The sequence below is a fragment of the Variovorax gracilis genome (assembly GCF_030317115.1).
Lineage (GTDB): Bacteria > Pseudomonadota > Gammaproteobacteria > Burkholderiales > Burkholderiaceae_C > Variovorax > Variovorax gracilis.
Map to the genome: position 1 here is coordinate 352,881 of NZ_JASZYF010000004.1, position 23,925 is coordinate 376,805.

General features: G+C 64.4%; 21 protein-coding genes. 9 read left to right on the forward strand and 12 right to left on the reverse strand.

Going from position 1 to position 23,925, the window contains the following annotated elements; all coding sequences use genetic code 11:
- Position 1: 1 nt before the first annotated feature.
- From QTH97_RS11530 to QTH97_RS11545, 4 genes are all read right to left on the reverse strand, one after another.
- Positions 2-1,660: a Na/Pi cotransporter family protein gene (locus tag QTH97_RS11530; RefSeq protein WP_286568272.1), complete on the reverse strand. Its 1,659-nt coding sequence runs from the start codon at positions 1,658-1,660 to the stop codon at positions 2-4.
- A 47-nt stretch (positions 1,661-1,707) separates the two neighbouring features.
- Entirely contained in the window at positions 1,708-2,205 is a 498-nt protein-coding gene (lspA, locus tag QTH97_RS11535) for a signal peptidase II (protein ID WP_286568273.1), read from the reverse strand.
- The gene (ileS, locus tag QTH97_RS11540) at positions 2,205-5,048 is read right to left on the reverse strand and encodes an isoleucine--tRNA ligase (RefSeq protein WP_286568274.1); all 2,844 of its coding nucleotides are present in this window, start codon (positions 5,046-5,048) and stop codon (positions 2,205-2,207) included. Before ileS ends, lspA begins: the two co-directional genes overlap by 1 nt.
- Positions 5,049-5,157: 109 nt before the next feature.
- On the reverse strand, positions 5,158-6,195 hold the full coding sequence (locus QTH97_RS11545; protein WP_286568275.1) for a bifunctional riboflavin kinase/FAD synthetase: 1,038 nt from the start codon (positions 6,193-6,195) through the stop codon (positions 5,158-5,160).
- Positions 6,196-6,360: 165 nt separating this feature from the next.
- On the opposite strand from QTH97_RS11545, the gene QTH97_RS11550 reads away from it, so the two are divergent.
- Positions 6,361-6,918 (forward strand): HNH endonuclease, encoded by a 558-nt coding sequence (locus QTH97_RS11550; protein ID WP_286568276.1) that lies wholly within the window; start codon positions 6,361-6,363, stop codon positions 6,916-6,918.
- Positions 6,919-6,925: 7 nt separating this feature from the next.
- Here the strand turns inward: QTH97_RS11550 and QTH97_RS11555 are convergent, their stop codons facing one another.
- The 3 genes from QTH97_RS11555 to QTH97_RS11565 all read right to left on the reverse strand — a co-directional run bounded on the left by QTH97_RS11555 (position 6,926) and on the right by QTH97_RS11565 (position 10,710).
- Positions 6,926-8,305, reverse strand: a complete 1,380-nt coding sequence (locus tag QTH97_RS11555; protein ID WP_286568277.1) for an alpha/beta fold hydrolase — start codon at positions 8,303-8,305, stop codon at positions 6,926-6,928.
- An 83-nt stretch (positions 8,306-8,388) separates the two neighbouring features.
- Positions 8,389-9,504 carry an acyl-CoA dehydrogenase family protein gene (locus QTH97_RS11560; RefSeq protein ID WP_286568278.1) on the reverse strand — a complete coding sequence of 372 codons (1,116 nt, stop codon included), beginning with the start codon at positions 9,502-9,504 and terminating at the stop codon, positions 8,389-8,391.
- Positions 9,505-9,528: 24 nt separating this feature from the next.
- The gene (locus QTH97_RS11565) at positions 9,529-10,710 is read right to left on the reverse strand and encodes an acyl-CoA dehydrogenase family protein (protein WP_286568279.1); all 1,182 of its coding nucleotides are present in this window, start codon (positions 10,708-10,710) and stop codon (positions 9,529-9,531) included.
- Between the two features lie 143 nt (positions 10,711-10,853).
- Between QTH97_RS11565 and purN the strand changes: the two genes are divergently transcribed.
- On the forward strand, positions 10,854-11,438 hold the full coding sequence (gene purN, locus QTH97_RS11570; RefSeq protein WP_286568322.1) for a phosphoribosylglycinamide formyltransferase: 585 nt from the start codon (positions 10,854-10,856) through the stop codon (positions 11,436-11,438).
- Positions 11,439-11,460: 22 nt separating this feature from the next.
- On the opposite strand, the gene QTH97_RS11575 is transcribed toward purN, so the two are convergent.
- The gene (locus QTH97_RS11575) at positions 11,461-11,697 is read right to left on the reverse strand and encodes a DUF1653 domain-containing protein (RefSeq protein WP_286568280.1); all 237 of its coding nucleotides are present in this window, start codon (positions 11,695-11,697) and stop codon (positions 11,461-11,463) included.
- Between the two features lie 35 nt (positions 11,698-11,732).
- Between QTH97_RS11575 and QTH97_RS11580 the strand changes: the two genes are divergently transcribed.
- The 3 genes from QTH97_RS11580 to QTH97_RS11590 all read left to right on the forward strand — a co-directional run bounded on the left by QTH97_RS11580 (position 11,733) and on the right by QTH97_RS11590 (position 16,237).
- The gene (locus QTH97_RS11580) at positions 11,733-13,592 is read left to right on the forward strand and encodes a M48 family metallopeptidase (protein ID WP_286568281.1); all 1,860 of its coding nucleotides are present in this window, start codon (positions 11,733-11,735) and stop codon (positions 13,590-13,592) included.
- Positions 13,593-13,620: 28 nt separating this feature from the next.
- On the forward strand, positions 13,621-14,892 hold the full coding sequence (locus tag QTH97_RS11585) for an RsmB/NOP family class I SAM-dependent RNA methyltransferase (protein ID WP_286568282.1): 1,272 nt from the start codon (positions 13,621-13,623) through the stop codon (positions 14,890-14,892).
- A 130-nt stretch (positions 14,893-15,022) separates the two neighbouring features.
- The gene (locus QTH97_RS11590) at positions 15,023-16,237 is read left to right on the forward strand and encodes a DesA family fatty acid desaturase (protein ID WP_286568283.1); all 1,215 of its coding nucleotides are present in this window, start codon (positions 15,023-15,025) and stop codon (positions 16,235-16,237) included.
- Positions 16,238-16,385: 148 nt separating this feature from the next.
- On the opposite strand, the gene rpmG is transcribed toward QTH97_RS11590, so the two are convergent.
- The 3 genes from rpmG to trxB form a co-directional block, all read right to left on the reverse strand.
- Positions 16,386-16,559, reverse strand: a complete 174-nt coding sequence (gene rpmG / locus QTH97_RS11595) for a 50S ribosomal protein L33 (RefSeq protein WP_007830291.1) — start codon at positions 16,557-16,559, stop codon at positions 16,386-16,388.
- A gap of 11 nt (positions 16,560-16,570) precedes the next feature.
- Entirely contained in the window at positions 16,571-16,804 is a 234-nt protein-coding gene (rpmB, locus tag QTH97_RS11600; RefSeq protein WP_028251282.1) for a 50S ribosomal protein L28, read from the reverse strand.
- Between the two features lie 177 nt (positions 16,805-16,981).
- Positions 16,982-17,941, reverse strand: coding sequence for a thioredoxin-disulfide reductase (gene trxB / locus QTH97_RS11605; RefSeq protein ID WP_286568284.1), 960 nt, complete (start codon positions 17,939-17,941; stop codon positions 16,982-16,984).
- A gap of 163 nt (positions 17,942-18,104) precedes the next feature.
- Here trxB and QTH97_RS11610 point away from each other — a divergent pair, with 163 nt between their 5' ends.
- The 3 genes from QTH97_RS11610 to lolA all read left to right on the forward strand — a co-directional run bounded on the left by QTH97_RS11610 (position 18,105) and on the right by lolA (position 21,965).
- The gene (locus QTH97_RS11610; protein ID WP_286568285.1) at positions 18,105-18,779 is read left to right on the forward strand and encodes a Crp/Fnr family transcriptional regulator; all 675 of its coding nucleotides are present in this window, start codon (positions 18,105-18,107) and stop codon (positions 18,777-18,779) included.
- A 130-nt stretch (positions 18,780-18,909) separates the two neighbouring features.
- Positions 18,910-21,291 (forward strand): DNA translocase FtsK, encoded by a 2,382-nt coding sequence (locus tag QTH97_RS11615; RefSeq protein WP_286568286.1) that lies wholly within the window; start codon positions 18,910-18,912, stop codon positions 21,289-21,291.
- Positions 21,292-21,332: 41 nt separating this feature from the next.
- Positions 21,333-21,965, forward strand: a complete 633-nt coding sequence (gene lolA / locus QTH97_RS11620) for an outer membrane lipoprotein periplasmic chaperone LolA (RefSeq protein ID WP_444813419.1) — start codon at positions 21,333-21,335, stop codon at positions 21,963-21,965.
- Between the two features lie 19 nt (positions 21,966-21,984).
- On the opposite strand, the gene QTH97_RS11625 is transcribed toward lolA, so the two are convergent.
- Positions 21,985-22,353 carry a hypothetical protein gene (locus QTH97_RS11625; RefSeq protein WP_286568288.1) on the reverse strand — a complete coding sequence of 123 codons (369 nt, stop codon included), beginning with the start codon at positions 22,351-22,353 and terminating at the stop codon, positions 21,985-21,987.
- Positions 22,354-22,437: 84 nt separating this feature from the next.
- Here QTH97_RS11625 and QTH97_RS11630 point away from each other — a divergent pair, with 84 nt between their 5' ends.
- Positions 22,438-23,730 carry a replication-associated recombination protein A gene (locus tag QTH97_RS11630; RefSeq protein ID WP_286568289.1) on the forward strand — a complete coding sequence of 431 codons (1,293 nt, stop codon included), beginning with the start codon at positions 22,438-22,440 and terminating at the stop codon, positions 23,728-23,730.
- Positions 23,731-23,925 lie beyond the last annotated feature (195 nt).

Here is a 23,925-nt window from a genome sequence, read left to right on the forward strand (position 1 = left end):
GCTACTGCAACGCGCCGAGTCGTGATTCGCGCATCCGGGTGGGCGCCAGGGCTCCGGCCGATTCCAGGATCGGATACGCGATCGAGCAGATGTGCGAGTTGATGCGCTTGAGCTCGGAGATCAGGTCGATGTGCAGCGAACTGGTCTCGATGCTCAGCGTGGTCTGGTCCGACAGGCGCCCGAGGTGGGTCGTCGCGTAGGCCCGCTCCAAGTCGCGGAAGCGCGCCTTCTCCTCCAGCAGCTTCTGCGCGTCGCGCACGTTGCCGTTCAGGAACACGCTCATGCTCAGCCGCAGGTTTGCGACCAGCCGCTCGTGCAGCTCGACGATCTCCCGCATGCCGGCCTCGGAGAAGTTGCGCTGCGGCTTGATCTTCTTGTCCTCGATGTCGATGATCACCCGCTCGATGATGTCGCCGATCTGCTCCATGTTGATGGTGAAGCTGATGATGTCGGTCCAGCGGCGGCTCTCTTCCTCGCCCAGTGCCTCGCGCGAGATCTTGGTCAGGTAGTACTTGATGGCGGAGTACAGCTCGTCGACCGTGTCGTCGAGATTCCGCAGTTCCTGCGCGAGCCGAAGGTCATTGTTCCGGATCACGTTGAGCATGCCGATCAGCATCGTCTCGACGACGTCCGCCTGGTGCAGTGCCTCGCGCGCGGCGTTCGAGATGGCGAGTGTGGGCGTCGACAGCGCCGACGGATCCAGATGCTGGGGCCGTCGCGTTGCGGCGGGCTCTTCAGGCTCGGGCAGCAGCTTCATGACGAGCCGGGCCACCGAACTGGTGAGGCCGATGAAGCCGACGCTCACGATCACGTTGAAGGCCAGGTGATAGAGCACGACCAGTTGCGTGGCGTCCGAGATGTAGGGCTTGACCTCGCGCAGCCACAGGCCGACGAAGGGCGCTGCGATGGCCACGCCGAGCAGCTTGAAGACGAGGTTGCCCAAGGTCACCTGGCGAACCGCGACGGACGACTTCGCGGTGGTCAGCACCGCGAGCAGGCCGCTGCCGAGATTGGCGCCGAGCACCAGGCCCAGCGCCACGTCGAGCGGCACCACGTTGGAACTCGCCATGGCGGCAACCAGCAGCACGACGGCGAGACTGGAATAGGCCAGGATGGCGAGCCCTGCGCCGATGGTGATTTCCAGCAGGACATCGCTGTTGATCGAGCTCAGGACCGCACGCATCGCGGGACTGTCGAACAGCGGGCCGGTGGCCTCGACCACGAGCTGGAGGGCGAGAAGCATCAGCCCGAGGCCGATCAACACCCGCCCGACACGGCCGGCCGCGCTGGACGGCCGCGTGATGAACAGCACGACCCCCACGAAGATGAACAATGGCGACAGCCATGAAAGATCCGCCGAGAACAGCACCGACATCAGCGCGGTGCCGATGTCCGCCCCGCGCATCACCGCGAGCGCCGCCGGCAGGGTCACCAGGCCCTGGCCGACGAAGGAAGAAGTCATCAGCGAGGTCGCCGTGCTCGACTGCACCAGCGCAGTCACGCCGATGCCCGACAGGGCCGCCGTGAACCGGTTGCGCATGCTGTGCACGAGAATTCTGCGCAGGTTCGCGCCGAAGACGCGCAAGACGCCTGTGCGAACGAGATGGGTACCCCACACCAGCAGCGCGATGGCTGCGAGCAGATTCAACAAGTGCTTCATGGAAGAGAAGCACTATATAGCCATAGGCCTCCCACGACGCTGGGGGCTTACTTGCCTCGCTTGACTCGCCTCAGTTCATCGAGGATCAGGCAGATCGCGCCGATCGTGATGGCGCTGTCGGCCACGTTGAAGGCCGGGAAGTGCCGCCCGGCCAGGTGGAAGTCCAGGAAGTCCACCACGTAGCCATGCATCATCCGGTCGATGACATTGCCGATGGCGCCGCCGAGGATGGCGGCCATCGAGAAGCTGAACAGCTTCTGCCCCGCGTGGGACTTGAGCATCCAGATGATGAAGATCGCCGCCGCGATGCCGATGCCCATGAAGAACCAGCGCTGCCACCCCGCCGCGTCGGCGAGGAAGGAGAAGGCCGCCCCGGTGTTGTGGGCCCGCACGACGTTGAAGAAGCTCGTGACGTAGGTCGCATCGCCGAGCTTGTAGTAGCCGAGGATCAGCGTCTTGGTGAACTGGTCGATGATGACGATCACGAGCGCGAGGCCGAGCCAGGGCCAGATCCCGAGGCCCGAGGCGGAGGAACGGCGCGCCATCAGGCGACCGTCCTCGCTTCGCCCGCACCGTAGAGGTTGCTGGTGCAGCGTCCGCAGATGGCCGGATGCGCAGGGTCGTGTCCCACGTCGTCGCGCCAATGCCAGCAGCGCTCGCACTTCGTCGCCGCGCTCGCCGTCACGGTTGCAGACAGCGCCTCGCCGGCGACCAGTTTCACTGCCGACGTAATGAAGACGAACTTGAGGTCGTCACCCAGCGATGCGAGGAGCGCGTGGTCCTCGGCGGGAGCGCCGAGGGTCACATTGGCCTGCAGCGACGAGCCGACCTGGCCGGCCGCGCGCACGGTCTCGATCTCCTTGTTGACCGCGTCGCGGATCTCGCGGATGCGGGTCCACTTGCCGAGCAGCGCTTCGTCGGGCGTGCCGAGATCGCTGTAGGTCTGGACGAAGATCGACTGGCCGTCGCCGCAGAACTTCCACGCCTCCTCGGCCGTGAAGCTCAGGAACGGCGCCATCCAGCGCAGCATCGCCTGCGTGATGTGCCAGAGCGCCGTCTGCGCACTTCGGCGCGCATGCGAACCGGGCGCGGTCGTGTAGAGCCGGTCCTTCAGCACGTCGAGGTAGAAGGCGCCCAGGTCTTCCGAGCAATACACCTGGAGCTTGGCCACGACCGGGTGGAACTCGTAGACCTTGTAGTGTGCGAGCACCTCGGCCTGGAATTGCGCGGCACGGCTCAGTGCGTAGCGGTCGATCTCGAGCAACTGGTCGAGCGGCACCGCGTCCTTCGCGATGTCGAAGTCGCTGGTGTTGGCCAGCAGGAAGCGCAGCGTGTTGCGGATGCGGCGATACGCGTCCACCACGCGGGCGAGGATCTTGTCGTCGCCGGCGATGTCGCCCGAGTAGTCGCTCGCGGCCACCCACAGGCGGGTGATCTCGGCGCCGAGCTTCTTGTTCACGTCCTGCGGGTCGATGCCGTTGCCGAGCGACTTGCTCATCTTGCGGCCCTGGCTGTCGACCGTGAAGCCGTGCGTGAGCAGGCCGCGGTAGGGCGCGCGGCCTTCGAGTGCGGAGGCGATCAGCAGGGACGAATGGAACCACCCGCGGTGCTGGTCATGGCCTTCGAGGTAAAGGTCGGCCTCGGGCCCGGTCTCGTGGTGGACGTTGGGGTGCGTGCCGCGCAGGACGTGGAAGAAGGTCGAGCCGGAATCGAACCACACCTCGAGGATGTCGGTGCTCTTCGTGTAGTGGGGCGCGTCGGCGGCGCCGAGGATCTCCTCGGCCGTCACTCGGCTCCACGCCTCGATGCCGCCCTTCTCGACGATGTCGGCGGCCTGGTCGAGGATCTCCATCGTGCGGGGATGCAACTCGCCCGAATCCTTGTGCAGGAAGAAGGGGATCGGCACGCCCCAACTCCGCTGGCGGCTGATGCACCAGTCGGGCCGGTTGGCGATCATGTCGTGCAGGCGCGCCTTGCCGTTCTCCGGATAGAAGCTCGTCTGCTCGATGGCCTGCAGCGCGGTCTGGCGAAGCGTCTGTGGCGCCTTGTCCTTGGTGAACACGCCTTCGCCCTCGTCCATGCGGATGAACCACTGCGCCGCCGCGCGGTAGATCACCGGCGTCTTGTGGCGCCAGCAATGCGGGTAGCTGTGGGTGATGGTCTCGGTCGTCATCAGCCGCCCGGCGTCGCGCAGCGCCTGGATGATGACCGGCACGGCCTTCCAGATGTTCTGGCCGCCGAAGAGCGGAAAGTCCGGGGCGTACGAGCCATTGCCCTGCACCGGGTTCAGGATGTCGTCGTAGGACAGCCCGTGCGCTATGCAGGAGTTGAAGTCATCCACGCCGTAGGCGGGCGAGGAGTGGACGAGGCCGGTGCCGTCGTCGGCCGTGGCGTAGTCGGCCAGGTAGATGGGCGACAGGCGGCGATAGCCGGCATCGACGTCATACAGCGGGTGCTCGAACTCGAGGCCGCCCAGCTTCTCGCCCTTGACGGTGGCGAGCACCTTGCCGTCGAGCGCATAGCGGTTCATGCACATCTCGACCAGCGAGGCGGCCAGAACGAGCAGCCCGCGTTCGGTGTCGACCAGCGCGTAGTCGAGCTCCGGGTTCAGGTTGATCGCCTGGTTGGCGGGGATGGTCCACGCGGTGGTCGTCCAGATGACCGCGAAGGCATCCTTGCCGAGCGCGGGCAGGCCGAAGGCGGCCGCGAGCTTCGCCGGGTCGTGCGCCTTGAAGGCAACGTCGAGCGTTTGCGACTTCTTGTCGGCGTACTCGATCTCGAATTCGGCGAGCGAGGAACCGCAGTCGAAGCACCAGTACACCGGCTTCAGGCCGCGGTAGACAAAGCCGCGCTCGATCACGCGCTTGAAGGCGCGGATTTCGCCGGCCTCATTGGCGAAATCCATCGTCTTGTAGGGGTGGTCCCATTCGCCCAGCACGCCCAGGCGCTGGAAGTCGCTCATCTGCTGGGCGATCTGCTCGGTCGCGTAGGCGCGGCTCTTGGCCTGCATCTCGTCGCGGCCGAGGTTGCGGCCGTACTTCTTCTCGATCGCGTTCTCGATCGGCAGGCCGTGGCAGTCCCAGCCGGGCACGTAGAGCGCGTCGAAGCCTTCGAGCTGACGCGCCTTGGTGATCATGTCCTTCAGGATCTTGTTGACCGCGTGTCCCATGTGGATCTGCCCGTTGGCATAGGGCGGGCCATCGTGCAGGATGAACTTGGGTGCGCCGTGGCGCGCGTCGCGAAGGCGGTGGTAGAGGCCTTCGTCGTTCCATTCCTTGACCCAGCCCGGCTCGCGCTTGGGCAGGTCGCCCCGCATGGGGAAGGGGGTGTCGGGCAGGTTCAGCGTGGCGCGGTAGTCGGTACCGCTGTCAGTCTTGTTGTCGGCCATGGAAGGTTCCAGAAATCTGCGCTGCCTGGCAACGCTCGAGGGATCGATGGGGCGTGCGGCCCTTGCAGGCAAGGTGCGGCCGGACGCGGCGGAAAGCGAAGGTTCCGCTCTAAATTCGGTCGCGCGTGGTCTGGCGATGGGTCTCGGCGTGGGTGGAGGCAAAGAACGCACGCGCGTCGCGGCCATCCTTCGCGATGCCCGCAGTCAGGGCTTCGAGGCTGGTGTAGCGCAATTCGTCGTGCAGTTTGTGCAGCAGTTCCACGCGGACGATTTTACCGTAGGCACCTTCGGCACCGAGGTGGGCGGGCCAATCGAGGCAATGAGTCTCCAGGAGCACCCGGCCGGCGTTGACGTCGTTGGCGTCCAGCGATGGCCGCACGCCCAGGTTGGCGACCCCATGCAGCGGGGCTTCGGTCAAGCCGTGCACGAGCACCGCGAAGATGCCGCTCGCGGCGGGTTTCCAATGCTTGAAGCGCAGGTTGAGCGTGCGGAAGCCGTCGTCCTGGCCGGGGGACGAGGCGCCCAGCGCGCGGCCGAGCTTGCGCCCGTGCACCACGTGGCCCGAAATGGCGTAGGGCCGGCCGAGAAGGGCGTGCACGTCGTTCATCCGGCCTTCGGCCAGCGCCTCGCGCACTGCGGAGCTGGACACGCGCAGCCCGTGGACCTCGTAGCTGTTCATCCGCGCGACATCGAACCCGTTCTCGTCGCCGGCGCGGTCGAGCATCGCGTAGTCGCCGGCGCGCTTGGCGCCGAAACGGAAGTCGTCGCCAACCAGCACATAGCGGGCGCCCAGGCCTTCGATCAGCACGTGCTGGATGAATTCATCCGGCGTCTGCGAGGCGAGCCGGCCGTCGAAAGGAAGGACGATGGTCTGCGCCACGCCACCCGCCGCAAGTTCGGTGAGCTTGTCGCGCAGCGTGCCGATGCGGGCAGGCGCCAGTTCCGGGCGCTTGGTGAGCGCCGCGAAGTAATCGCGCGGATGCGGCTCGAAGGTCAGCACGCAACTGGGCAGGCCGCGCAGGCGCGCCTCGGTGTTGAGCAGGCCCAGCATGGCCTGGTGGCCGCGGTGCACACCGTCGAAGTTGCCAATGGTCAGGGCGCAGGCGGGAGCCACGCCCGGATGCCGAAATCCCCGAAAGACCTGCATGGGTTGGTATCTTTTTGATAGCACTTCGTGCCCATGGAATGGGCACATCAGGGGCGTTTTGTCACAAAGCCGGTATATTGTGACTCAGTGCGTCGTGTGCAAGCCCTTCGGGCGCGCATCATGTCCTGGTCTTTCCGTGGTTCTCTTTTCTCGAGGAGGCGTGTGGTGAAGGTCTTGAAGCTGTCGGCCCAAGGGCTGCCCCAATCGTGGATTTCGCTCGAACAAGCGGTGATCCACTATGCCTCCGACGAGGTTCGCTGGGAGGTGGGCGCGCAGGTCGCGGTGTTCAGGGGCGGTCACAACGCCGTCACCGGCCAGCAGTCGCAGATTGCCATCAACAGCATCATCGGCACCAAGGGCGTGCCGCGCATCAATCCCTTCACCCAGCGGCCCGGGCTCACCAACAGCAAGCTGTTTGCGCGCGACCGGAATGTCTGCGCCTATTGCGGCGGCCATTTCCACGAGGAAGAACTGACGCGCGAGCACATCATCCCGTTCGCGCAGAAGGGCATCGACACCTGGATGAACGTGGTCACGGCCTGCCGGCCCTGCAACCACCGCAAGAGCAGCCGCACTCCCGAGCAAGCCGGCATGTCCCTGCTGTACGCCCCCTACGTGCCCAGCCTGTGGGAGGACTTCATCTTGCGCAACCGCCGGATCCTGGCAGACCAGATGGAGTTCTTGATGGCCCACCTGCCGCAGAGTTCGCGGCTGCACGGGTAGTCGCGGCTCAGTAGGTCAGTTCCAGCACGCTGACTTCGCCTTGCGTGGCGGGCCAGGCCTGACCGGTCACGCGCTCCCCGTTGAATTCGGACTCCACGGCGCGGGGCGCGTCGCTCGGGAGCTTGATCTTCGAGCTCGAGACGCCCGATCCCTTGGGCGGGACGCCCGGCAAAGCGGTCTGACCGTCGAAGCGCATGGTGTCGCGTTCGGCGTCGAAGTAGCCGCGAGGCCGGGTGAGGATCACCAGCGCGCGGGCATCGCGATCCGCCTCGGCAATGCGCTCGGGCCGAAGCTGGACCACGCCGCTGGAGCGTGGAAAGGGGCTGCGATAGATATGCGTGGTGGCGTAGCCAGGCGCGCTCAGGACGAATTCGTAGGACGTGTTCGATTGCGCCGCGAACGGCCCCCAGTGCCCGTCCTGTGCAATGGTCTGCTCCCAAGCCGGCGGGCCGCGCCGCGTCCCGGTCGCGGTGTCCACGGCGAAGACTGCCAGGCGACCTCCGGTCAGCGGCAGGTTGTTGACGAACGCGCCGCTGGCCTGATCGAGTGAATCGAGGCCGAGGCCGGTGACCTTGCCCGACAGGACGATCTGCGATTCGGGCGCCGGTTGGAGCGTGCGCGGGGCTTCGCCGGTCAGGAAGCGCCAGGTGGCATCGAAGGCGGCTGGCGAGAAAGAGGTCTCGCGGTGGTCGACACGCGGCAGCACCACATTGGTCGCGCCCTTGAGCGCCGGCCCGTCGAAGCCGATGTGGGTCGCCGTGCCCTTGGCGCCGATCCAGATGCCGTCAGGCTGCGCGTACTTGTCGTTGTTGTCCGAGCGAAGGGTCAGCCACTTCACGCCGGGCGTGACCTCGTCTCCATTGCCGTTCTTGGGCGCATTGAGTTGCTGCATGAACGGGCTCAGCCCCGAGAACTCGCTGCGCTCGCGCAGGCCTTTTACCGCCCAGATGCCATGCGCGGGGTTCCCGCCCAGCACCACGTGGCTCACGACCTGGTCGCCGCCACCGTTCTGCACGTAGTTGCGGATGGTGTTGCCGCCACGCGAATTGCCGATCAGGATGACCTTGCTCGCACCGGTGGACTTGAGCACGTGGTCGACTTGCACTTTCAGGAAAGCCATCGATTCGGCGGTCGAACTGCGTCCCGGCTGGGCGACCGTGTCGTCGTCGCGAGCCAGTGGAAAGGGCTGGTCGACCGCGAAGAGCCGCTCACGCGGCCAGCCGTTGGACTCGAAGCGCCAGATCGTCGTCTGCCACAGCGCTGCCGAATCGCCGTTCCCATGCATGAACACGATCGGGGGACGCTCCTGGGTCAGGGGTGCTGTGGTGCAGGCTGCGAGCATGGTGGTGGCGAGGCCAATGGCAATCAAATGGCGGCGAGTGTGCATTGCAAATTCCGTCTAAAGAGAAACGCCCGTCAGCTTGAGGCCGACGGGCGTTGCGTGCTATCGGAAGCGACTGCGGGTCGACGTCAGGCGAAGACCCCAGCGGTGTCCTGCATGCGCGCCGACACCTCGCCCAGGTGGTGCAGGGTGTCGCCGAAGGTCATTTCCAGTTGCGTCAGCTTCTTGAAGTAGTGACTCACGATGTACTCGTCGGTCACGCCGATGCCGCCGTGCAGTTGCACGGCCTGCTGCCCGACGAAGCGCATCGAGACGCCCAACTGGTACTTCGCGCGGGCCAGCGCCTGGCGACGCTCCGCGGCCGGTGCGTTGAGCTTCAGGCTCGCGTAGTAGCTCATCGAACGCGCGAGTTCGAGCTGCATCTTCATGTCGGCGACGCGGTGGCGCAGCGCCTGGAAGGTCGCGATAGCCACGCCGAACTGCTTGCGTGTGTTCATGTACTCGACGGTGATCGCGAGCGTCTTGTCCATCACGCCCACGGCTTCCGCGCAGGTCGCGGCGATGCCGATGTCGACGGCATGTTCGAGTGCCGGGAGTCCATCGAGGCTGACGAGCGTGGCGGCCGCCTTGTCGAAAACCACTTCGGCCGCGCGGCTGCCGTCCTGCGTGCCGTAGCCGCGAGCGGCGACGCCGTCGGCGGCGCGCTCCACGAGGAAGAGGGCGATCTTGCCGTCCACCTGCGCGGGAACGATGAAGGCATCCGCCTCGTCACCGGCTGGGACGAGGCTCTTGGTGCCGCTCAACGCCCAGCCGTCGCCGGCCTTCGCCGCGCTGGCTTCGCACACGTCGAGGCGGTAGCGCGCCTTGCGTTCCTGGTAGGCGAGCACCACCATCGCCTGTCCGCCGGCGATGCGCGGCAGCCAGTTGTCCTTGGTGTCCTCGTCGGCATGGCCGGCCAGCACCGCGCCCGCGATGAAGGATTGCGCAAGCGGCTCGAGCACGATGCCGCGGCCGAGCTCTTCCATCACGACCATGCCTTCGACGGGTCCCATGCCCAGACCGCCCTCGTCTTCCGGGATGTACAGGCCGCCCAGGCCGAGTTCGGCCAGTTCGTCCCAAGCTTCACGGGAGAAGCCGCCTGCCGCCTCGGTAGCCTGGCGGCGCTCGAAGCCGTAGCCCTTTTCGACCCATTTGGCGACCGCGTCGCGAAGTTGTTGCTGGTCGTCGCTGAAATTGAAGTCCATTGCTTGATCCTTGTTTGCCTGCGCTCAGCCCAAGACCGTCTGGGCGACGATGTTGCGTTGGACTTCGTTGCTGCCGCCGTAGATGGTGGTCTTGCGCATGTTGAAGTAGGTGGACGACAGCGGAGCCAGTTGCGGATGACCGCCCGGGAAGTTGCCTTGCCAGCCTGCTTCCATCGCCTCGCGGACCAGCGGCAGGGAGTAGGGGCCGCCGGCGAGCATCATGAGTTCTGAATAGCGCTGCTGGATCTCGCTGCCCTTGATTTTCAGCAGGCCGGCGATATCGAGCGAGTTCTTGCCCGAGGTGGCGGCGGAGAGCACGCGCAGCACCAGCATCTCGAGCGCGACAACGTCGATCTCCAGCTTGGCGATCTCGTCGCGGAAGCGCTGGTCTTCCCAGACGCCTTCGCTCTTCGCGAGGCGCTTGAGACGCTCCAGCTCGCGCTTGGCGCGGTTCACGTCGGCGATGTTGGTCCGTTCGTGAGAGAGCAGGTGCTTCGCGTAGGTCCAGCCCTTGTTCTCTTCGCCGATGAGGTTCTCGGCGGGCACTTCGACGTTGTCGAACCAGACTTCGTTGACTTCGTGGCCGCCGTCGAGCAGCTTGATCGGACGCACGGTGACGCCGGGTGATTTCATGTCGATCAGCAGAAAGCTGATGCCTGTCTGGGGCTTGCCTTCATTGCTGGTGCGCACCAGGCAGAAAATCCATTCGCCGTACTGGCCGAGTGTGGTCCAGGTCTTCTGACCGTTGACGATGAACTTGTCGCCCTTGCGCTCGGCTTTGGTCTTGACCGAGGCCAGGTCGGAACCGGAGCCCGGTTCGCTGTAGCCCTGGCTCCACCAGACTTCGCCGCTGGCGATCCCGGGGAGGAAGCGCTTCTGCTGCTCGGCGTTGCCGTAGGCCATGATGACCGGGGCGACCATTACCGGGCCAAAGGGGATGATCCGTGGTGCGCCGGCCAGTGCAGCTTCTTCCTCGAACAGGTGCTTTTCGACCGCCGTCCAGCCGGGGCCGCCGAATTCCTTGGGCCAGCCGTAGCCCAACCAGCCCTTCTTGCCCAGGATCTTGGCCCAGCGCTGCAGATCGTCGCGCGTGAGTTCGAGTGCGTTGTGCACCTTGTGGGAAATTTCTGCGGGAAGGTTCTCTTTGACCCAGGCGCGAATCTCTTCGCGGAACTTCTGTTCTTCGGGCGTGAAGCTCAAATCCATGCGTGCCTCGCTGTGTTGATCGACTGTCGCGGTTGCGGCCTGTCTTCGGAATGGGCAGTTTTAGCACGGTCGTGCTAGTTCAAGGTGTCCGCGCGGCGACAAACCCGGCCTCGGGGAAACGAGCACAGATAATCCCGCGTCCCATGAAAAACATTGTGATCCTGATCTCCGGCAGCGGCTCGAACATGGCTGCCATCGTCCGGGCTGCCGACAAAGAGCGATGGGCTGCGCGCTTCGGTGCGCACGTCGCAGCGGTCATCAGCAACAAGGCGGACGCACAGGGGCTGGCGATCGCACGCGAGCACGGCATCGCGACCGCAGTGGTCTCGCACAAGGACTTTTCGACGCGAGAAGACTTTGATGCGGCGTTGGCCCACGCCATCGACGCGTATTCGCCGACGCTGGTGGTGCTCGCGGGATTCATGCGGATCCTGACGCCCGGCTTCGTGAAGCGCTATGAGCGTCGGCTTCTCAACATTCATCCTTCACTCCTGCCTGCCTTTCCGGGGCTGAACACCCATCGGCGCGCCATCGAGGCGGGTTGCCGCGTGGCCGGAGTGACCGTGCACGAGGTCACCGTCGAACTCGACCACGGGCCCATCCTTGCGCAAGCGGCCGTGCCCGTCATGGCCGATGACACTGAAGAACGCCTCGCAGCGCGCGTTTTGGCGCAGGAACATAGGGTTTACCCGCAAGCCATTGCTGCATGGCTCTTGGAAACAAACTGACACAATCTGCGCTTCGATACTTCTAGTCGAGTTTGACGAAGCGCAACTGTGACGAGCCTCCCACCTCCACGGTCTCCCCGAACATCGCCGCGGGTCTTACCCACAACCCGCCCTGGCCGTAGAGCGCCCGGTAGAGGGTCATCGGCTCGAGCGTTTCGCTATGGCGCACCGTGCCGAGCACTTCGTACTCGCCGCCCTTGTAGTGGCGGTAGCGGCCGGGCGGCGTTTCGATCAGGGGCGGAAGGTCGTCGTCTGTCACTTTGGGTTTTTCCTTCATTAGGGTGAAAGGTCGGGATGGATCGCGCGGACTTTGTTCATCTCGTGCGGCTGAGCGAGCATGCCAGTGCGGACGACAGCACAGGCTACCGGCGCGGAGTGGCCGCCTTTGCCGCATTGGGCTATCTGTGGGTGATCGCTTGCCTGGCGTTGGCGGTCGGCATCATCGCCTGGGTCGTGGTCTCGCTGGGACAGGGAACTCGATTCAGCGTGGCACGGGGCTGGCTCCTGCTTTTTGCGCTTGGCCTGCTGTGGGCCACGCTGCGTGCGCTCTGGGTTCGCTTCGACGAACCCGAAGGGGTCGCGCTGGAGCGCGAGGACGCGCCCGCGCTGTTCGAGGCACTTGACCGGATCCGCGCCAAGATCGACGGGCCGCCAGTCCACCGCGTCTATCTCGACAGCGATTTCAACGCCAGCATCCGCCAGTTGCCGCGCTTCGGCCTTTTCGGCGGAGCGGTCAACCACCTCAGCGTGGGGCTTCCGCTTCTCATGGCACTCGACCGGCGCCGCCTGCTGTCGGTGCTGGCGCACGAGTACGGCCATCTGCGGGGCAACCACGGAAAGCTGAGTGCCTGGATCTACCGAACCCGTCTTTCATGGCTCAAGTTGGATGCGAGCTTCCAGCGCGACGACGGTGTGATGGCGTTCGCATCGCAAGCCTTTTTTCGCTGGTACTTTCCGCGCTTTGCCGCCAAGACCTTCGCGCTCGCGCGGCAGGATGAGTACGAGGCTGATCGGGTCGCCGCGCGTCTTCTCGGCACGCGCGTCGTTGCCGGCGCGCTGACCGAGATCGCGGTCAAGGGCTCCTGGTACGCGGAGGAATTCTGGCCGTCCCACTGGTCGCGCGCCGTCGATGAGCCGTTGCCCATCGGGCCCTTCACGGCCATGGCGCAGAGACTCTGTGCTCCTGTCGATGTCGACTTTGCGCGCACCGCACTGCGCAGTGCGCTGCGCAGCGTCAGCGACGTCGATGACACTCACCCCGTGCTGCGCGACCGGCTGGAAGCGCTCGAGGAAAAGGCGGCATTGCCCTCATGGTCGGAGAAATCGGCGCTCGCCCTTCTGGCGGATGCGCCGAAGTGGACGGCCCATTTCGATGCGGAATGGCGCCGGGCCCATGCGAATGACTGGAAGCAGCATCACGCGTACCTTGTGCGCGTACGCGAACGGGTCGGTGCGCTGGCGGCCAGTGCCGGGCGCAACAACGCCGACGAAATGGTCGAGTGGGCCGATTGTTCGCGCCGCGTCGATGCGGCGGCGGACGTGCGCGGCATCTACGAACGCGCATTGGAGATGACCGCGAATCACCCCGGCGCATTGCGAGGTCTCGCACAGATGCTGCCGGCCAAGGATCGGACGGCGCGCATTGAGGTGCTGGAGAAACTGCACGAATCGAGCACGGCCAGCCGCTGGTGGGCCGCCAAGACCGCGGTCTCGCTGCTCGAGGACCCAGATACCGGCGCGCACGACGAGCGAGCGCTCAGGCTCTGGCGCGAACGGGCGAAAACGGCGGAAGAGGCCGAGCAGCGCGCGTGGGAGGAAATCACCGCGACGCCCTACTTCAGCCAGATCGCCCGCCATGACCTCAGCGAGTTCGAGTTGGGCGAACTGCGCGCGGACCTGGTGCGCTGCAGCGCGATTTCCCGGGCGTGGGTGGTTCGCAAGAACCTGCGCGAATTCCCGTGGCGGCGCGCCTACGTGGTGTTCCTGGAGTTGCCCATGCTTGCCGATGAGGAGCGCTGGAATCTTTGCCGGCAACTGGAGCACACCCTGAGCCTTCCCGGCGCCGTGCTGGTGCTTTGGGCGGGGCATTCGCCCACGCTCGCCGAAATCGAGCGCCAGGCCTTCGAGCCGATCTGGACGCGCACCGCCATCTAGGGTCGGCCGGCGGCTGAGACAATGGGGGATGCACCCCAAAGCCCTTCTCGAGGCCAGCGCCGACCTGGTCGGCCTCGTCCTGAAATTCGATCACCCGGCCGATCAGGTCGTTTCCCGCTTTTTCCGCGACCATCGCGAACTGGGGCCGCGCGAGCGCGCCACGCTGGCCGAGACGGTCTACACCGTGTTGCGCAAGAAGCTGCTCTTCGACCATCTTTCCCCGTCGGGCAGCGGCCCGAAAGAGCGTCGGATGGCGATCCTCGGCTTCCACGGCCCTCGCGACTTCCTGAAGAGTGCGCTCAACGACACCGAAAAGCGCTGGCTCGACAACTGCGACGCCGTCAAGCAGGACGATCTGCTCGAACGCCACCGCCACAACCTGCCTGAATGGCTGGTCGCGCCGCTCAAGGCGCAACTGGGCGACCAGTTCTGGCCGCTGGTGGAAAGCCTGCAGCAGCCGGCGCCGCTTGACCTGCGCGTCAATGCGCTCACCGACAAGCGGCCTGAAGTGCAAAAGGAGTTGGCCCTGGCCTCCATCAAGGCCGTTCCCACGCCGTTCTCGCCCTGGGGGCTTCGGATTGACGGAAAGCCGGCACTTACCAAGCTCGACGCGTTCGCTCGTGGCGCGGTCGAGGTGCAGGACGAGGGCTCCCAACTGCTGGCCCTGCTGCTTGACGCCAAGCGTGGCGAGATGGTGGTCGATTTTTGCGCCGGCGCCGGAGGAAAGACGCTGGCTATCGGCGCCACGATGCGCAATACCGGCCGTCTCTACGCTTTCGACACCTCGGCGCACCGTCTCGACGCCCTCAAGCCAAGGCTTGCTCGCAGCAAGTTGTCGAATGTTCACCCCGCGGCCATCGCCCACGAGCGCGACGACCGCATCAAGCGGCTTGCCGGCAAGATCGACCGGGTGCTGGTGGACGCGCCTTGTTCGGGCCTCGGTACGCTGAGGCGCAATCCCGACCTGAAGTGGCGCCAGTCGTCTCAATCGGTCCTGGAACTCACTGCCAAACAGACCGCAATCCTGCAGAGTGCCTCTCGCCTGGTGAAATCCGGCGGGCGGTTGGTTTACGCGACCTGCAGCGTGCTGCCGGAGGAAAACGAGGCGATTGCCGAGGCTTTCGGCGCGGCCAATCCGGATTTCGAGGCAGCGGATGCGGCAGACGTGCTGGAAGGCCTGAAAGTCCCCGGCGCAGAGGCGCTTTGCGCGGGCGGCGAGGGCGGCAGGCGCTACCTGCGGCTCTGGCCGCATCGCCATGCGACTGACGGCTTCTTTGCTGCGGTATGGAACCGGAAGTAGGGACGAAGCTCCAAAGAGTTCGAAAACTTGCGATATATCAAGGATTTAGCCCCCTTTTAAGGGTCAAACCTTTAAAATCGCGGATTACCTGAAGGCTGCACCTTCGTGTGGCCATGGAGTACCGAACTCAATGTTGCTTCCTGACTCTGCCGTCCTGAGCGCGGCCATCGACTGGCTCGGACACGGCTTGTGGGACCTCACGTGGTGGCAAGTCGTGCTGTACACGCTCGTCACCACGCACATCACGATCGCGGCAGTCACGATCTTCCTGCACCGGACGCAGACGCACCGGGCCATGGATCTGGGCCCGATCCCGTCGCATTTCTTCCGCTTCTGGCTGTGGCTCGGCACCGGCATGGTGACGAAAGAGTGGGTGGCCATCCACCGCAAGCACCACGCCAAGTGCGAAACCGAGGAAGACCCGCACAGCCCGCAAGTCAAGGGCATCGACGAAGTCATGTGGCGCGGCGCGGAGCTGTACCGCAAGGAATCGAAAAACAAGGAAACGATGGAGCGTTTCGGCCACGGCACGCCCAATGACTGGATCGAGCGCAACCTGTATTCGCGCTTCAGCTGGCAAGGCGTTGGCCTGATGCTGATCATCAACGTTGCCCTGTTCGGCGGCTTGGGCCTGACGGTCTGGGCTGTCCAGATGCTGTGGATTCCGTTCTGGGCCGCCGGCGTCGTCAACGGCATCGGTCACTTCTGGGGCTACCGCAACTTCGAAGCCACTGACGCCAGCACTAACCTGATTCCCTGGGGGATCATCATTGGTGGTGAAGAGCTGCACAACAACCATCACACCTATCCCACGTCGGCCAAGTTCTCGGTCAAGAAGTACGAGTTCGACATCGGCTGGGTCTATATCAGCCTGATGCAGAAGATCGGCTGGGCCAAGGTCAAGAAGCTGCCGCCGAAGCTGCAAATGGGCGATGTGGTGCCTGTCGCCAACGAGAACACGCTCGAGGCCCTGATTGCCAATCGCTACGAAGTGATGGCCGGTTACGCCCGCGAAATGCGCCGTGCCACGCGCGATGAACTCGCCCAACTGAAAGCCAAGGGTGCGGACTTGTCGGTTCTCAAGGCTTCCAAGCGCTGGCTGCACCGTGACGACGACAAGGTGCCTGCTGCTGCGCGTTCGCAGTTGGTGCAGGCACGTGCCGCGCATCCGGTGCTCGACAAGATGGTGACGATGCGCGAAGAGTTGCGCCAGATGTGGCTCAACACCTCGCAGTCCCGCGAGCAACTGGCTGCCGATCTGGCCGCGTGGTGCCATCGGGCGGAGGCCAGTGGTATCGCAGGCCTGCGCGAGTTCTCGACGCGTCTGCGCGCGGCTCGCTCCTGACGCTTGGGTCCTTCTTTCCCTGGCAACACAAAAAGCCGGCTCATGAGCCGGCTTTTTTGCGTCCGCGGCGAGCCTTGCGGAAACGCGGGCAACAAAAAACCCGCTGGGTCACAGCGGGTTTTTTGGCGTCTTGGAGAACCGGGCCGAATTACTTCAGCTTGATTTCCTTGTATTCGACGTGCTTGCGTGCCTTGGGGTCGAACTTCATGATCGACATCTTTTCAGGCATCGTCTTCTTGTTCTTGCTGGTCGTGTAGAAGTGGCCGGTACCCGCGGTGGATTCCAGCTTGATCTTTTCGCGTCCGCCTTTGCTCGTTGCCATGATTCAGCTCCTTAAGCTTGGCCGCGTGCGCGCAGGTCTGCGAGCACGGCGTCGATGCCGTTCTTGTCGATCAGGCGCAGGGCAGCGCTCGAAACACGCAGGCGAACCCAACGGTTTTCCGTTTCGACCCAGAAACGACGGTATTGCAGGTTCGGCAGGAACCGGCGCTTGGTTTTGTTGTTGGCGTGGGAAACATTGTTTCCGACCATCGGGCCTTTGCCCGTTACTTCGCATACGCGTGCCATGGGGACACTCTTTCTTGAACAGCTGGCACCTGGCGCAATGAGATTGCGGGGTGGTTTGCAGCTTGACCTCGCCAGAAACGGGTGGCGGTACCCCGGCTTGCCGCAGGAACCCGGCTCCAAGATGGAGGGGTAGATTCGGCAAAGCCTTGGATTATAGCCTTTTCACCGCCTGGCGGTTCAGAGCGTGCCGTCCTGCTCCAGGAAACGCTGTGCGTCGAGGGCCGCCATGCAGCCGGTACCGGCGCTGGTGATGGCCTGGCGGTAGACGTGGTCCTGCACGTCGCCTGCTGCGAATACGCCGGGCACGCTCGTCATGGTCGCGAAACCCTGCAGCCCCGAACGGGTGACGATGTAGCCGTCCTTCATGTCGACCTGGCCCTGGAAGATGTCTGTGTTCGGATGATGTCCGATGGCGATGAAGCAGCCTTTCAGGTCCAACTGCTCGGTCGCACCTGTCTGCGTATTCTTCAGCCGGATGCCGGTTACGCCGGAGTCGTCGCCCAGGACTTCGTCCAGGGTGTTGTGGATCTTGATCTCGATCTTGCCCTCGGCGGCCTTTTCATGGAGCTTGTCGATCAGGATCGGCTCGGCCCGGAACTTGTCGCGGCGATGCACGAGCGTGACCTTGCTGGCGATGTTCGAGAGATACAGTGCTTCCTCGACCGCGGTATTGCCTCCGCCGATCACGCAGACTTCCTGGTCGCGGTAGAAGAAGCCGTCGCAAGTCGCGCAGCCCGAGACGCCGCGACCCATGAAGTGCTGTTCGGAATCCAGGCCCAGGTACTTGGCCGATGCGCCGGTGGCGATCACCAGTGCATCACAGGTGTAGGTGTCGGTGTCACCGGTGAGCGTGAACGGGCGCTTGCTGAGGTCGACCTTGTTGATGTGATCGAAGACGATCTGGGTCTTGAAGCGTTCGGCGTGCTCGAGGAAGCGCTGCATGAGGTCGGGCCCCTGCACGCCGTGGACGTCGGCCGGCCAGTTGTCGACTTCGGTCGTGGTCATGAGTTGGCCGCCCTGGGCGATACCGGTGATGAGCATGGGTTCGAGGTTGGCGCGGGCCGCGTAGACTGCGGCCGTGTAGCCGGCGGGACCGGAGCCAAGAATGAGAACCTTCGCGTGGCGTGGGGAGGACATGAGTAGAAAACCTAGGATTGACGCTGCGGCAGCGTGTACATTTTCAGGGTGATAGATATGGAGTATCACCGTTCGGTTCAAGACCGGGCGGGGGCTGTTTTCAATGCGCGCGATTGTATTAATCCATGGATTTGAAAATCGCGCGGAATCCGGGGATTGATGAATGTCGATGCTGTCCAATCTTGAATTGCTTCGTCGCGTGCCGTTGTTCGCTGCGCTGACGCCAACGCAGTCTGCAAGCATTGCCGATGCGATTGTCAAAAAGCGCTTCAAGCGCGCCGAGGTCGTCGTCGAACAAGGCAAGAAGTCAGATGCCCTCTACATAATTCTGACCGGCCGCGCCCGCGTCATGAGCACCGACAGCCGCGGTCGCGAGGTCATTCTCGCGACGCTGCATCCCGGCGACTACGTTGGCGAGATGAGCATGATCGACGACGAACCGCATTCGGCGACCGTGCGCACCGAAATCCAGACGGACGTGCTCATGCTTGGCCGCGAAGCCTTTGCGCGCTGCCTGCCTGAAAACTCCTCGATGTCCTACAACATCATGCGGGGCCTCGTTGCGCGCCTGCGGCACGCAGACCGCAAGATCGAGTCGCTGGCGCTGATGGACGTCTACGGACGCGTGGCGCGCTCGCTGCTGGAGTTCGCGGTCGATGACGGGGCCGGCAACCTCAAGGTGCGCGACAAGATTTCGCGTCAGGATCTGGCCAAGATGGTCGGTGCGTCGCGCGAGATGGTGAGCCGCGTCATGAAGGATCTCGAGGAGCGTGGGTTCGTGCAGACCCAGCCGGATGGTTCGATGATCGTCAAGGAACGACTCTCATCGCTCACTTGACCATCCGGCCGGGCGCACCGCTGCGCACTGGCCCTTTCATTGCCGGCCCTGACAACGCGGCTGCGATGTTCTTCGTTGTAGTTTTTCTGGACCACCGGCCCGCTGCTGCGGACCGGTCGTTGTGCCGTTCATGACTTATTCGCTCAACACCCTTCAATCGTCTTCGTCGAACGAAGCGCCGCCGGTGCGTCTTCGCGCCATGCGCTTCGCGCACGAGATCACCCTGATTGCCGGCTTCGTCGCCCTGTTGTTCTGGCTGCTTTCGATGCTGAGCTTCACGCCCTCCGATGCCGCCTGGTCGACCTCGGGCACGGGCGGAGAGGTCAAGAACTGGGGCGGCCGCATCGGCGCCTGGCTTGCGGATGCGAGCTACTTCCTGGCCGGGTACTCGGTCTGGTGGTGCCTGGCGGCCGGTCTTCGCGTCTGGCTTTCGTCGCTGGCCGGATGGATGCGCGGCGGCGAAGCCAACTCGGCCGAGCAGACCCCCCGCGGGCCGTTCAATCGCAGCCGCCTGGCCTTCTGGTTCGGCTTGATCCTGCTTCTGTGCGCCAGTGCGATGCTCGAATGGTCGCGTCTCTACCGTCTCGAATTTCGCTTGCCGGGGCACGGCGGCGGAATACTCGGCTATCTCGTCGGACCAGCCAGCGTTAAATGGATGGGCTTCACCGGATCGGCACTGATTGCCATTGCGGCCGGCGTGATCGGCTCGGCGCTCGTGTTTCGATTTTCATGGGGCCAGATCGCCGAGCGCATCGGCTCGCGTCTGTATTCCCTTTTCGAGTCCCGCCGCGAGAAGCGGGAGATCGCTCAGGATATCGCCATGGGCAAGCAGGCCGTGCGCGAACGCGAAGAACTGGCGTCCACCGACCACGGATCGCTGGAGGCGTCGGACGAGGAACTCCGCATCGTCCCGCGCGCCAAGCGCAAGGCTCCTTCGCCGCCGGTGCAGATCGAACCTGCCCTCGCCGAAGTGCCGCGCAGCGATCGAGTCGCCAAGGAACGCCAGAAGCCCCTGTTCCGCGAACTGCCCGACAGCAAGCTGCCGCAAGTCGATCTCCTCGATGCCGCGCAGGCGCGGCAGGAAACCGTCTCGGCCGACACGCTGGAGATGACATCGCGCCTGATCGAGAAAAAGCTGAAGGACTTCGGCGTCGAGGTGCGTGTCGTGCTTGCTTCGCCGGGCCCGGTGATCACGCGCTACGAGATCGAACCGGCCACGGGCGTGAAGGGCTCGCAGATCGTCAATCTCGCGAAGGACCTGGCGCGCTCGCTGTCGCTGGTGTCGATCCGCGTGGTCGAGACGATTCCCGGCAAGAATTACATGGCGCTCGAACTGCCGAACGCCAAGCGCCAATCGATCAAGCTCAGCGAAATCCTCGGCTCGCAGGTCTATAACGAAGGCAAGTCGATGCTCACGATGGGCCTCGGCAAGGACATCGTCGGCAATCCGGTGGTGGCCGATCTGGCCAAGATGCCGCACGTGTTGGTGGCCGGCACCACGGGTTCGGGCAAGTCGGTCGGTATCAACGCCATGATCCTGAGCCTTCTCTACAAGGCTGAGGCGCGCGATGTCCGCCTGCTGATGATCGACCCGAAGATGCTGGAAATGTCGGTCTACGAGGGCATCCCGCACCTGCTGGCACCGGTCGTGACCGACATGCGCCAGGCAGCCCACGGCCTCAACTGGTGCGTGGCCGAGATGGAGCGCCGCTACAAGCTCATGAGCAAGCTGGGCGTTCGAAACCTGGCGGGCTACAACACCAAGATCGACGAAGCGAAGGCACGCGAGGAGTTCATCTACAACCCCTTCAGCCTTACGCCCGACAGCCCCGAGCCGCTGGCGCGCGAGCCGCACATCGTCGTGGTCATCGACGAACTCGCCGACCTGATGATGGTCGTCGGCAAGAAGATCGAAGAACTGATCGCCCGCCTCGCGCAGAAGGCGCGCGCGGCCGGCATCCACCTGATCCTGGCGACGCAGCGCCCGAGCGTGGATGTGATCACGGGCCTCATCAAGGCCAACATCCCGACCCGCATTGCCTTCCAGGTGTCGAGCAAGATCGACTCGCGAACCATCCTGGACCAGATGGGCGCCGAGGCGCTGCTGGGCATGGGTGACATGCTCTACATGCCGAGCGGCACCGGCCTGCCGGTCCGCGTGCACGGCGCCTTCGTGAGCGACGAGGAAGTGCACCGCGTGGTGGCCTACCTCAAGTCTCAAGGGGAACCGGACTACATCGAAGGGGTGCTCGAAGGCGGTACCGTTGACGGTGACGGCGACTTGCTCGGTGAAGGCGGTGGTGATGGTGGTGAAAAGGACCCGATGTACGACCAGGCGGTCGAAGTGGTGCTCAAGAACCGCAAGGCGAGCATTTCGCTGGTGCAGCGTCACCTGAAGATCGGCTACAACCGCGCCGCTCGCCTGGTCGAGGACATGGAGAACGCCGGCTTGGTCAGCGCGATGAGCGGCAGTGGCCAGCGCGAGATCCTCGTGCCAGCGCGGACGGAGTGAACGGGCCTGGCTTTGCCGGCGACGGAGAAATCGAGATGGCAATGAAGAAGTTGATCGTGGGCGGCTTGCTTGCCCTGGGGATGAGCGGGGTCTGGGCTGGCGGAATGGAAAGCCTCGAGGCGTTCGTCAAATCGGTGAAGTCGGGCCGCGCCGAGTTCACGCAGACCGTGACTTCGCCGCCCAAGGATGGACAGACCTCGCGTGCGAAGGTGTCGACGGGCACCTTCGAATTCCAGCGGCCTGGGAAATTCAGGTTCGACTACAAGAAGCCGTTCGTCCAGACCATCGTTGCCGATGGCCAGACGCTGTGGCTCTACGACGCCGACTTGAACCAGGTCACCCAGCGCAAGCAGGCACAGGCGCTCGGTTCGACGCCCGCAGCGCTGATTGCCGCGGCGCCCGATCTGCGTGCCTTGCAAGCCGATTTCACCCTTGAAGCTGCGCCGGAGCGCGATGGCCTCCAATGGGTCAAGGCGAGTCCCAAGAACAAGGACGGGCAACTGCAGAGCGTGCAGATCGGTTTCCAGGGCGAGGCCCTGGCCTCGCTGGAAATCCTGGACAGTTTTGGCCAAAGTTCAGTGCTGAAGTTCAGCAAGGTCGAGGTCAATCCGGCGCTCCCCGCCAGCACCTTCGTGTTCAAGACGCCGGCTGGCGCCGACGTGGTCCGCCAATAGCGTCGGCGCTTCCAAGCGGCTAGCCCCAGGCCACCAGGTACCAGCCGGCGCAGATCAGCAAGCCGGTCAATGCCAGGACGCACTGGCCCGGCATGCCGAAGATCGCCACCGTGTTGCCGTCGCCCTCGAACGCGTCGGGTGGGAGCGTACTGCGAAGATTCCGGCCGAACAGGAAGATGTCCACGGTCATGAGCACCGTGAACAGGATCATGCCGACGGACAGGTGCTGCAGCGTCAGCGCGCCGAGCACCGCGGCGGCCTTGGTGTCGGCAAAGAGCTTTGCAATGGCAAATGCGCCGCCGTTCACAGAGAAAAGCAGGCCATAGCGCCGGTGCTTGCCAGCCTCGTAGTCCTTGAAGCTTGCGGGGAGTTCCTTGGCTTGACGCATGCGATCACCTTCGGCCGCACCGGGCTCCATGTCAAGGGCTTGTCGCGCGCGACTTAGGATGCTGGGCGACACTACGCGCTTCCGATGGCTACCTCCACTCACCAACCCCTCGCCGAACGCCTGCGACCCAAGAACCTGGGCGCGGTCATCGGCCAACAACACCTGCTGGGCCCTGGCATGCCACTGCGCATTGCCTTCGAGTCGGGCCAGCCGCACTCCTGCATCCTCTGGGGGCCACCCGGCGTGGGCAAGACCACCATAGCGCGCCTCATGGCCGACGCGTTCGACGCGCAGTTCCTGAGCATCAGCGCCGTGCTCGGCGGCGTGAAGGACATTCGCGACGCAGTCGATCGCGCGACCGCAGCACGTGATGGTCTCGAGCAACGCCGCACCATCGTCTTCGTCGACGAGGTTCATCGGTTCAACAAGAGCCAGCAGGACGCGTTCCTGCCACATGTGGAGTCCGGACTCTTCACGTTCATTGGCGCGACCACCGAGAACCCTTCGTTTGAAGTGAACTCGGCGCTGCTGTCCCGGGCTGCGGTCTATGTGCTGCAGCCACTGGGCGAGGACGATCTCAAGCAGATCGTGGCGCGCGCGCAGGACATCCAGGCCGTGCCGGCCATCGATGCGAAGGCCGTGGACCGCCTCGTGGCCTACGCCGACGGCGACGCCAGGCGACTCCTCAACACCCTTGAAACGCTGGCGGTCGCAGCGCGCGCGGAGAAGCTGGACAACATCACGGACGAGTGGCTGCTGCGTGTTCTCGGTGAACGCATGCGGCGCTACGACAAGGGCGGCGAGCAGTTCTACGACACGATCTCCGCGCTGCACAAATCGGTGCGCGGCAGCGATCCGGATGCCTCGCTCTATTGGTTCGTGCGCATGCTCGACGGCGGCGCCGACCCGCGCTACATGGCACGCCGATTGGTGCGCATGGCCAGCGAGGACATCGGATTGGCCGACCCCCGCGCGCTGCGCCTTGCTCTGGATGCCGCAGAGGTGTACGAGAGGCTCGGTTCGCCCGAAGGCGAGCTGGCGCTGGCCGAGTGCGTGGTGTACCTCGCGATCGCACCGAAGTCGAATGCGGTCTACAAGGCCTACAACGAGGTCCGTGCCTTCATCAAGTCAGACGGCACGCGCCCGGTGCCGATGCATCTGCGCAATGCGCCGACCAAGCTCATGAAGCAGCTCGACTATGGAAAGGGCTACCGCTACGCCCATGACGAGGAGGGCGGATTCGCGGCGGGAGAGAGCTACATGCCCGAAGGTCTCCACCCGCCGCCCTTCTACCGACCCGTGGAGCGCGGCCTGGAGATCCGCATTGCGGAAAAGCTACGCGAGCTGCGAAAACGAAACCAAGAAGTTTCAGGTTAGAAACAGGTCGATTTCCCACGCCTGCCTTCCCCTGGACGCCAGCGGGAAAACCCCGCCGCAAAACGCACCAGATTGGCATCCGGGCGTGACTACAATCCCGCCCACAAACCCGCCGTCGTCACATGCTGGCGGGTTTTTTGCTAAGTGAAACCAAGGCGTCAATCCGGTACGCCGGGTCGAGGCACCTCTCAAGGG

Coding starts and splice junctions, on each gene's coding strand:
- QTH97_RS11530 (WP_286568272.1), bottom strand. CDS start 1,660: ATGAAGCACTTGTTGAATCTGCTCGCAGCCATCGCGCTGCTGGTGTGG.
- lspA (WP_286568273.1), bottom strand. CDS start 2,205: ATGGCGCGCCGTTCCTCCGCCTCGGGCCTCGGGATCTGGCCCTGGCTC.
- ileS (WP_286568274.1), bottom strand. CDS start 5,048: ATGGCCGACAACAAGACTGACAGCGGTACCGACTACCGCGCCACGCTG.
- QTH97_RS11545 (WP_286568275.1), bottom strand. CDS start 6,195: ATGCAGGTCTTTCGGGGATTTCGGCATCCGGGCGTGGCTCCCGCCTGC.
- QTH97_RS11555 (WP_286568277.1), bottom strand. CDS start 8,305: ATGCACACTCGCCGCCATTTGATTGCCATTGGCCTCGCCACCACCATG.
- QTH97_RS11560 (WP_286568278.1), bottom strand. CDS start 9,504: ATGGACTTCAATTTCAGCGACGACCAGCAACAACTTCGCGACGCGGTC.
- QTH97_RS11565 (WP_286568279.1), bottom strand. CDS start 10,710: ATGGATTTGAGCTTCACGCCCGAAGAACAGAAGTTCCGCGAAGAGATT.
- purN (WP_286568322.1), top strand. CDS start 10,854: ATGAAAAACATTGTGATCCTGATCTCCGGCAGCGGCTCGAACATGGCT.
- QTH97_RS11580 (WP_286568281.1), top strand. CDS start 11,733: ATGGATCGCGCGGACTTTGTTCATCTCGTGCGGCTGAGCGAGCATGCC.
- QTH97_RS11585 (WP_286568282.1), top strand. CDS start 13,621: ATGCACCCCAAAGCCCTTCTCGAGGCCAGCGCCGACCTGGTCGGCCTC.
- QTH97_RS11590 (WP_286568283.1), top strand. CDS start 15,023: ATGTTGCTTCCTGACTCTGCCGTCCTGAGCGCGGCCATCGACTGGCTC.
- rpmG (WP_007830291.1), bottom strand. CDS start 16,559: ATGGCAACGAGCAAAGGCGGACGCGAAAAGATCAAGCTGGAATCCACC.
- rpmB (WP_028251282.1), bottom strand. CDS start 16,804: ATGGCACGCGTATGCGAAGTAACGGGCAAAGGCCCGATGGTCGGAAAC.
- trxB (WP_286568284.1), bottom strand. CDS start 17,941: ATGTCCTCCCCACGCCACGCGAAGGTTCTCATTCTTGGCTCCGGTCCC.
- QTH97_RS11610 (WP_286568285.1), top strand. CDS start 18,105: ATGTCGATGCTGTCCAATCTTGAATTGCTTCGTCGCGTGCCGTTGTTC.
- QTH97_RS11615 (WP_286568286.1), top strand. CDS start 18,910: ATGACTTATTCGCTCAACACCCTTCAATCGTCTTCGTCGAACGAAGCG.
- lolA (WP_444813419.1), top strand. CDS start 21,333: ATGAAGAAGTTGATCGTGGGCGGCTTGCTTGCCCTGGGGATGAGCGGG.
- QTH97_RS11625 (WP_286568288.1), bottom strand. CDS start 22,353: ATGCGTCAAGCCAAGGAACTCCCCGCAAGCTTCAAGGACTACGAGGCT.
- QTH97_RS11630 (WP_286568289.1), top strand. CDS start 22,438: ATGGCTACCTCCACTCACCAACCCCTCGCCGAACGCCTGCGACCCAAG.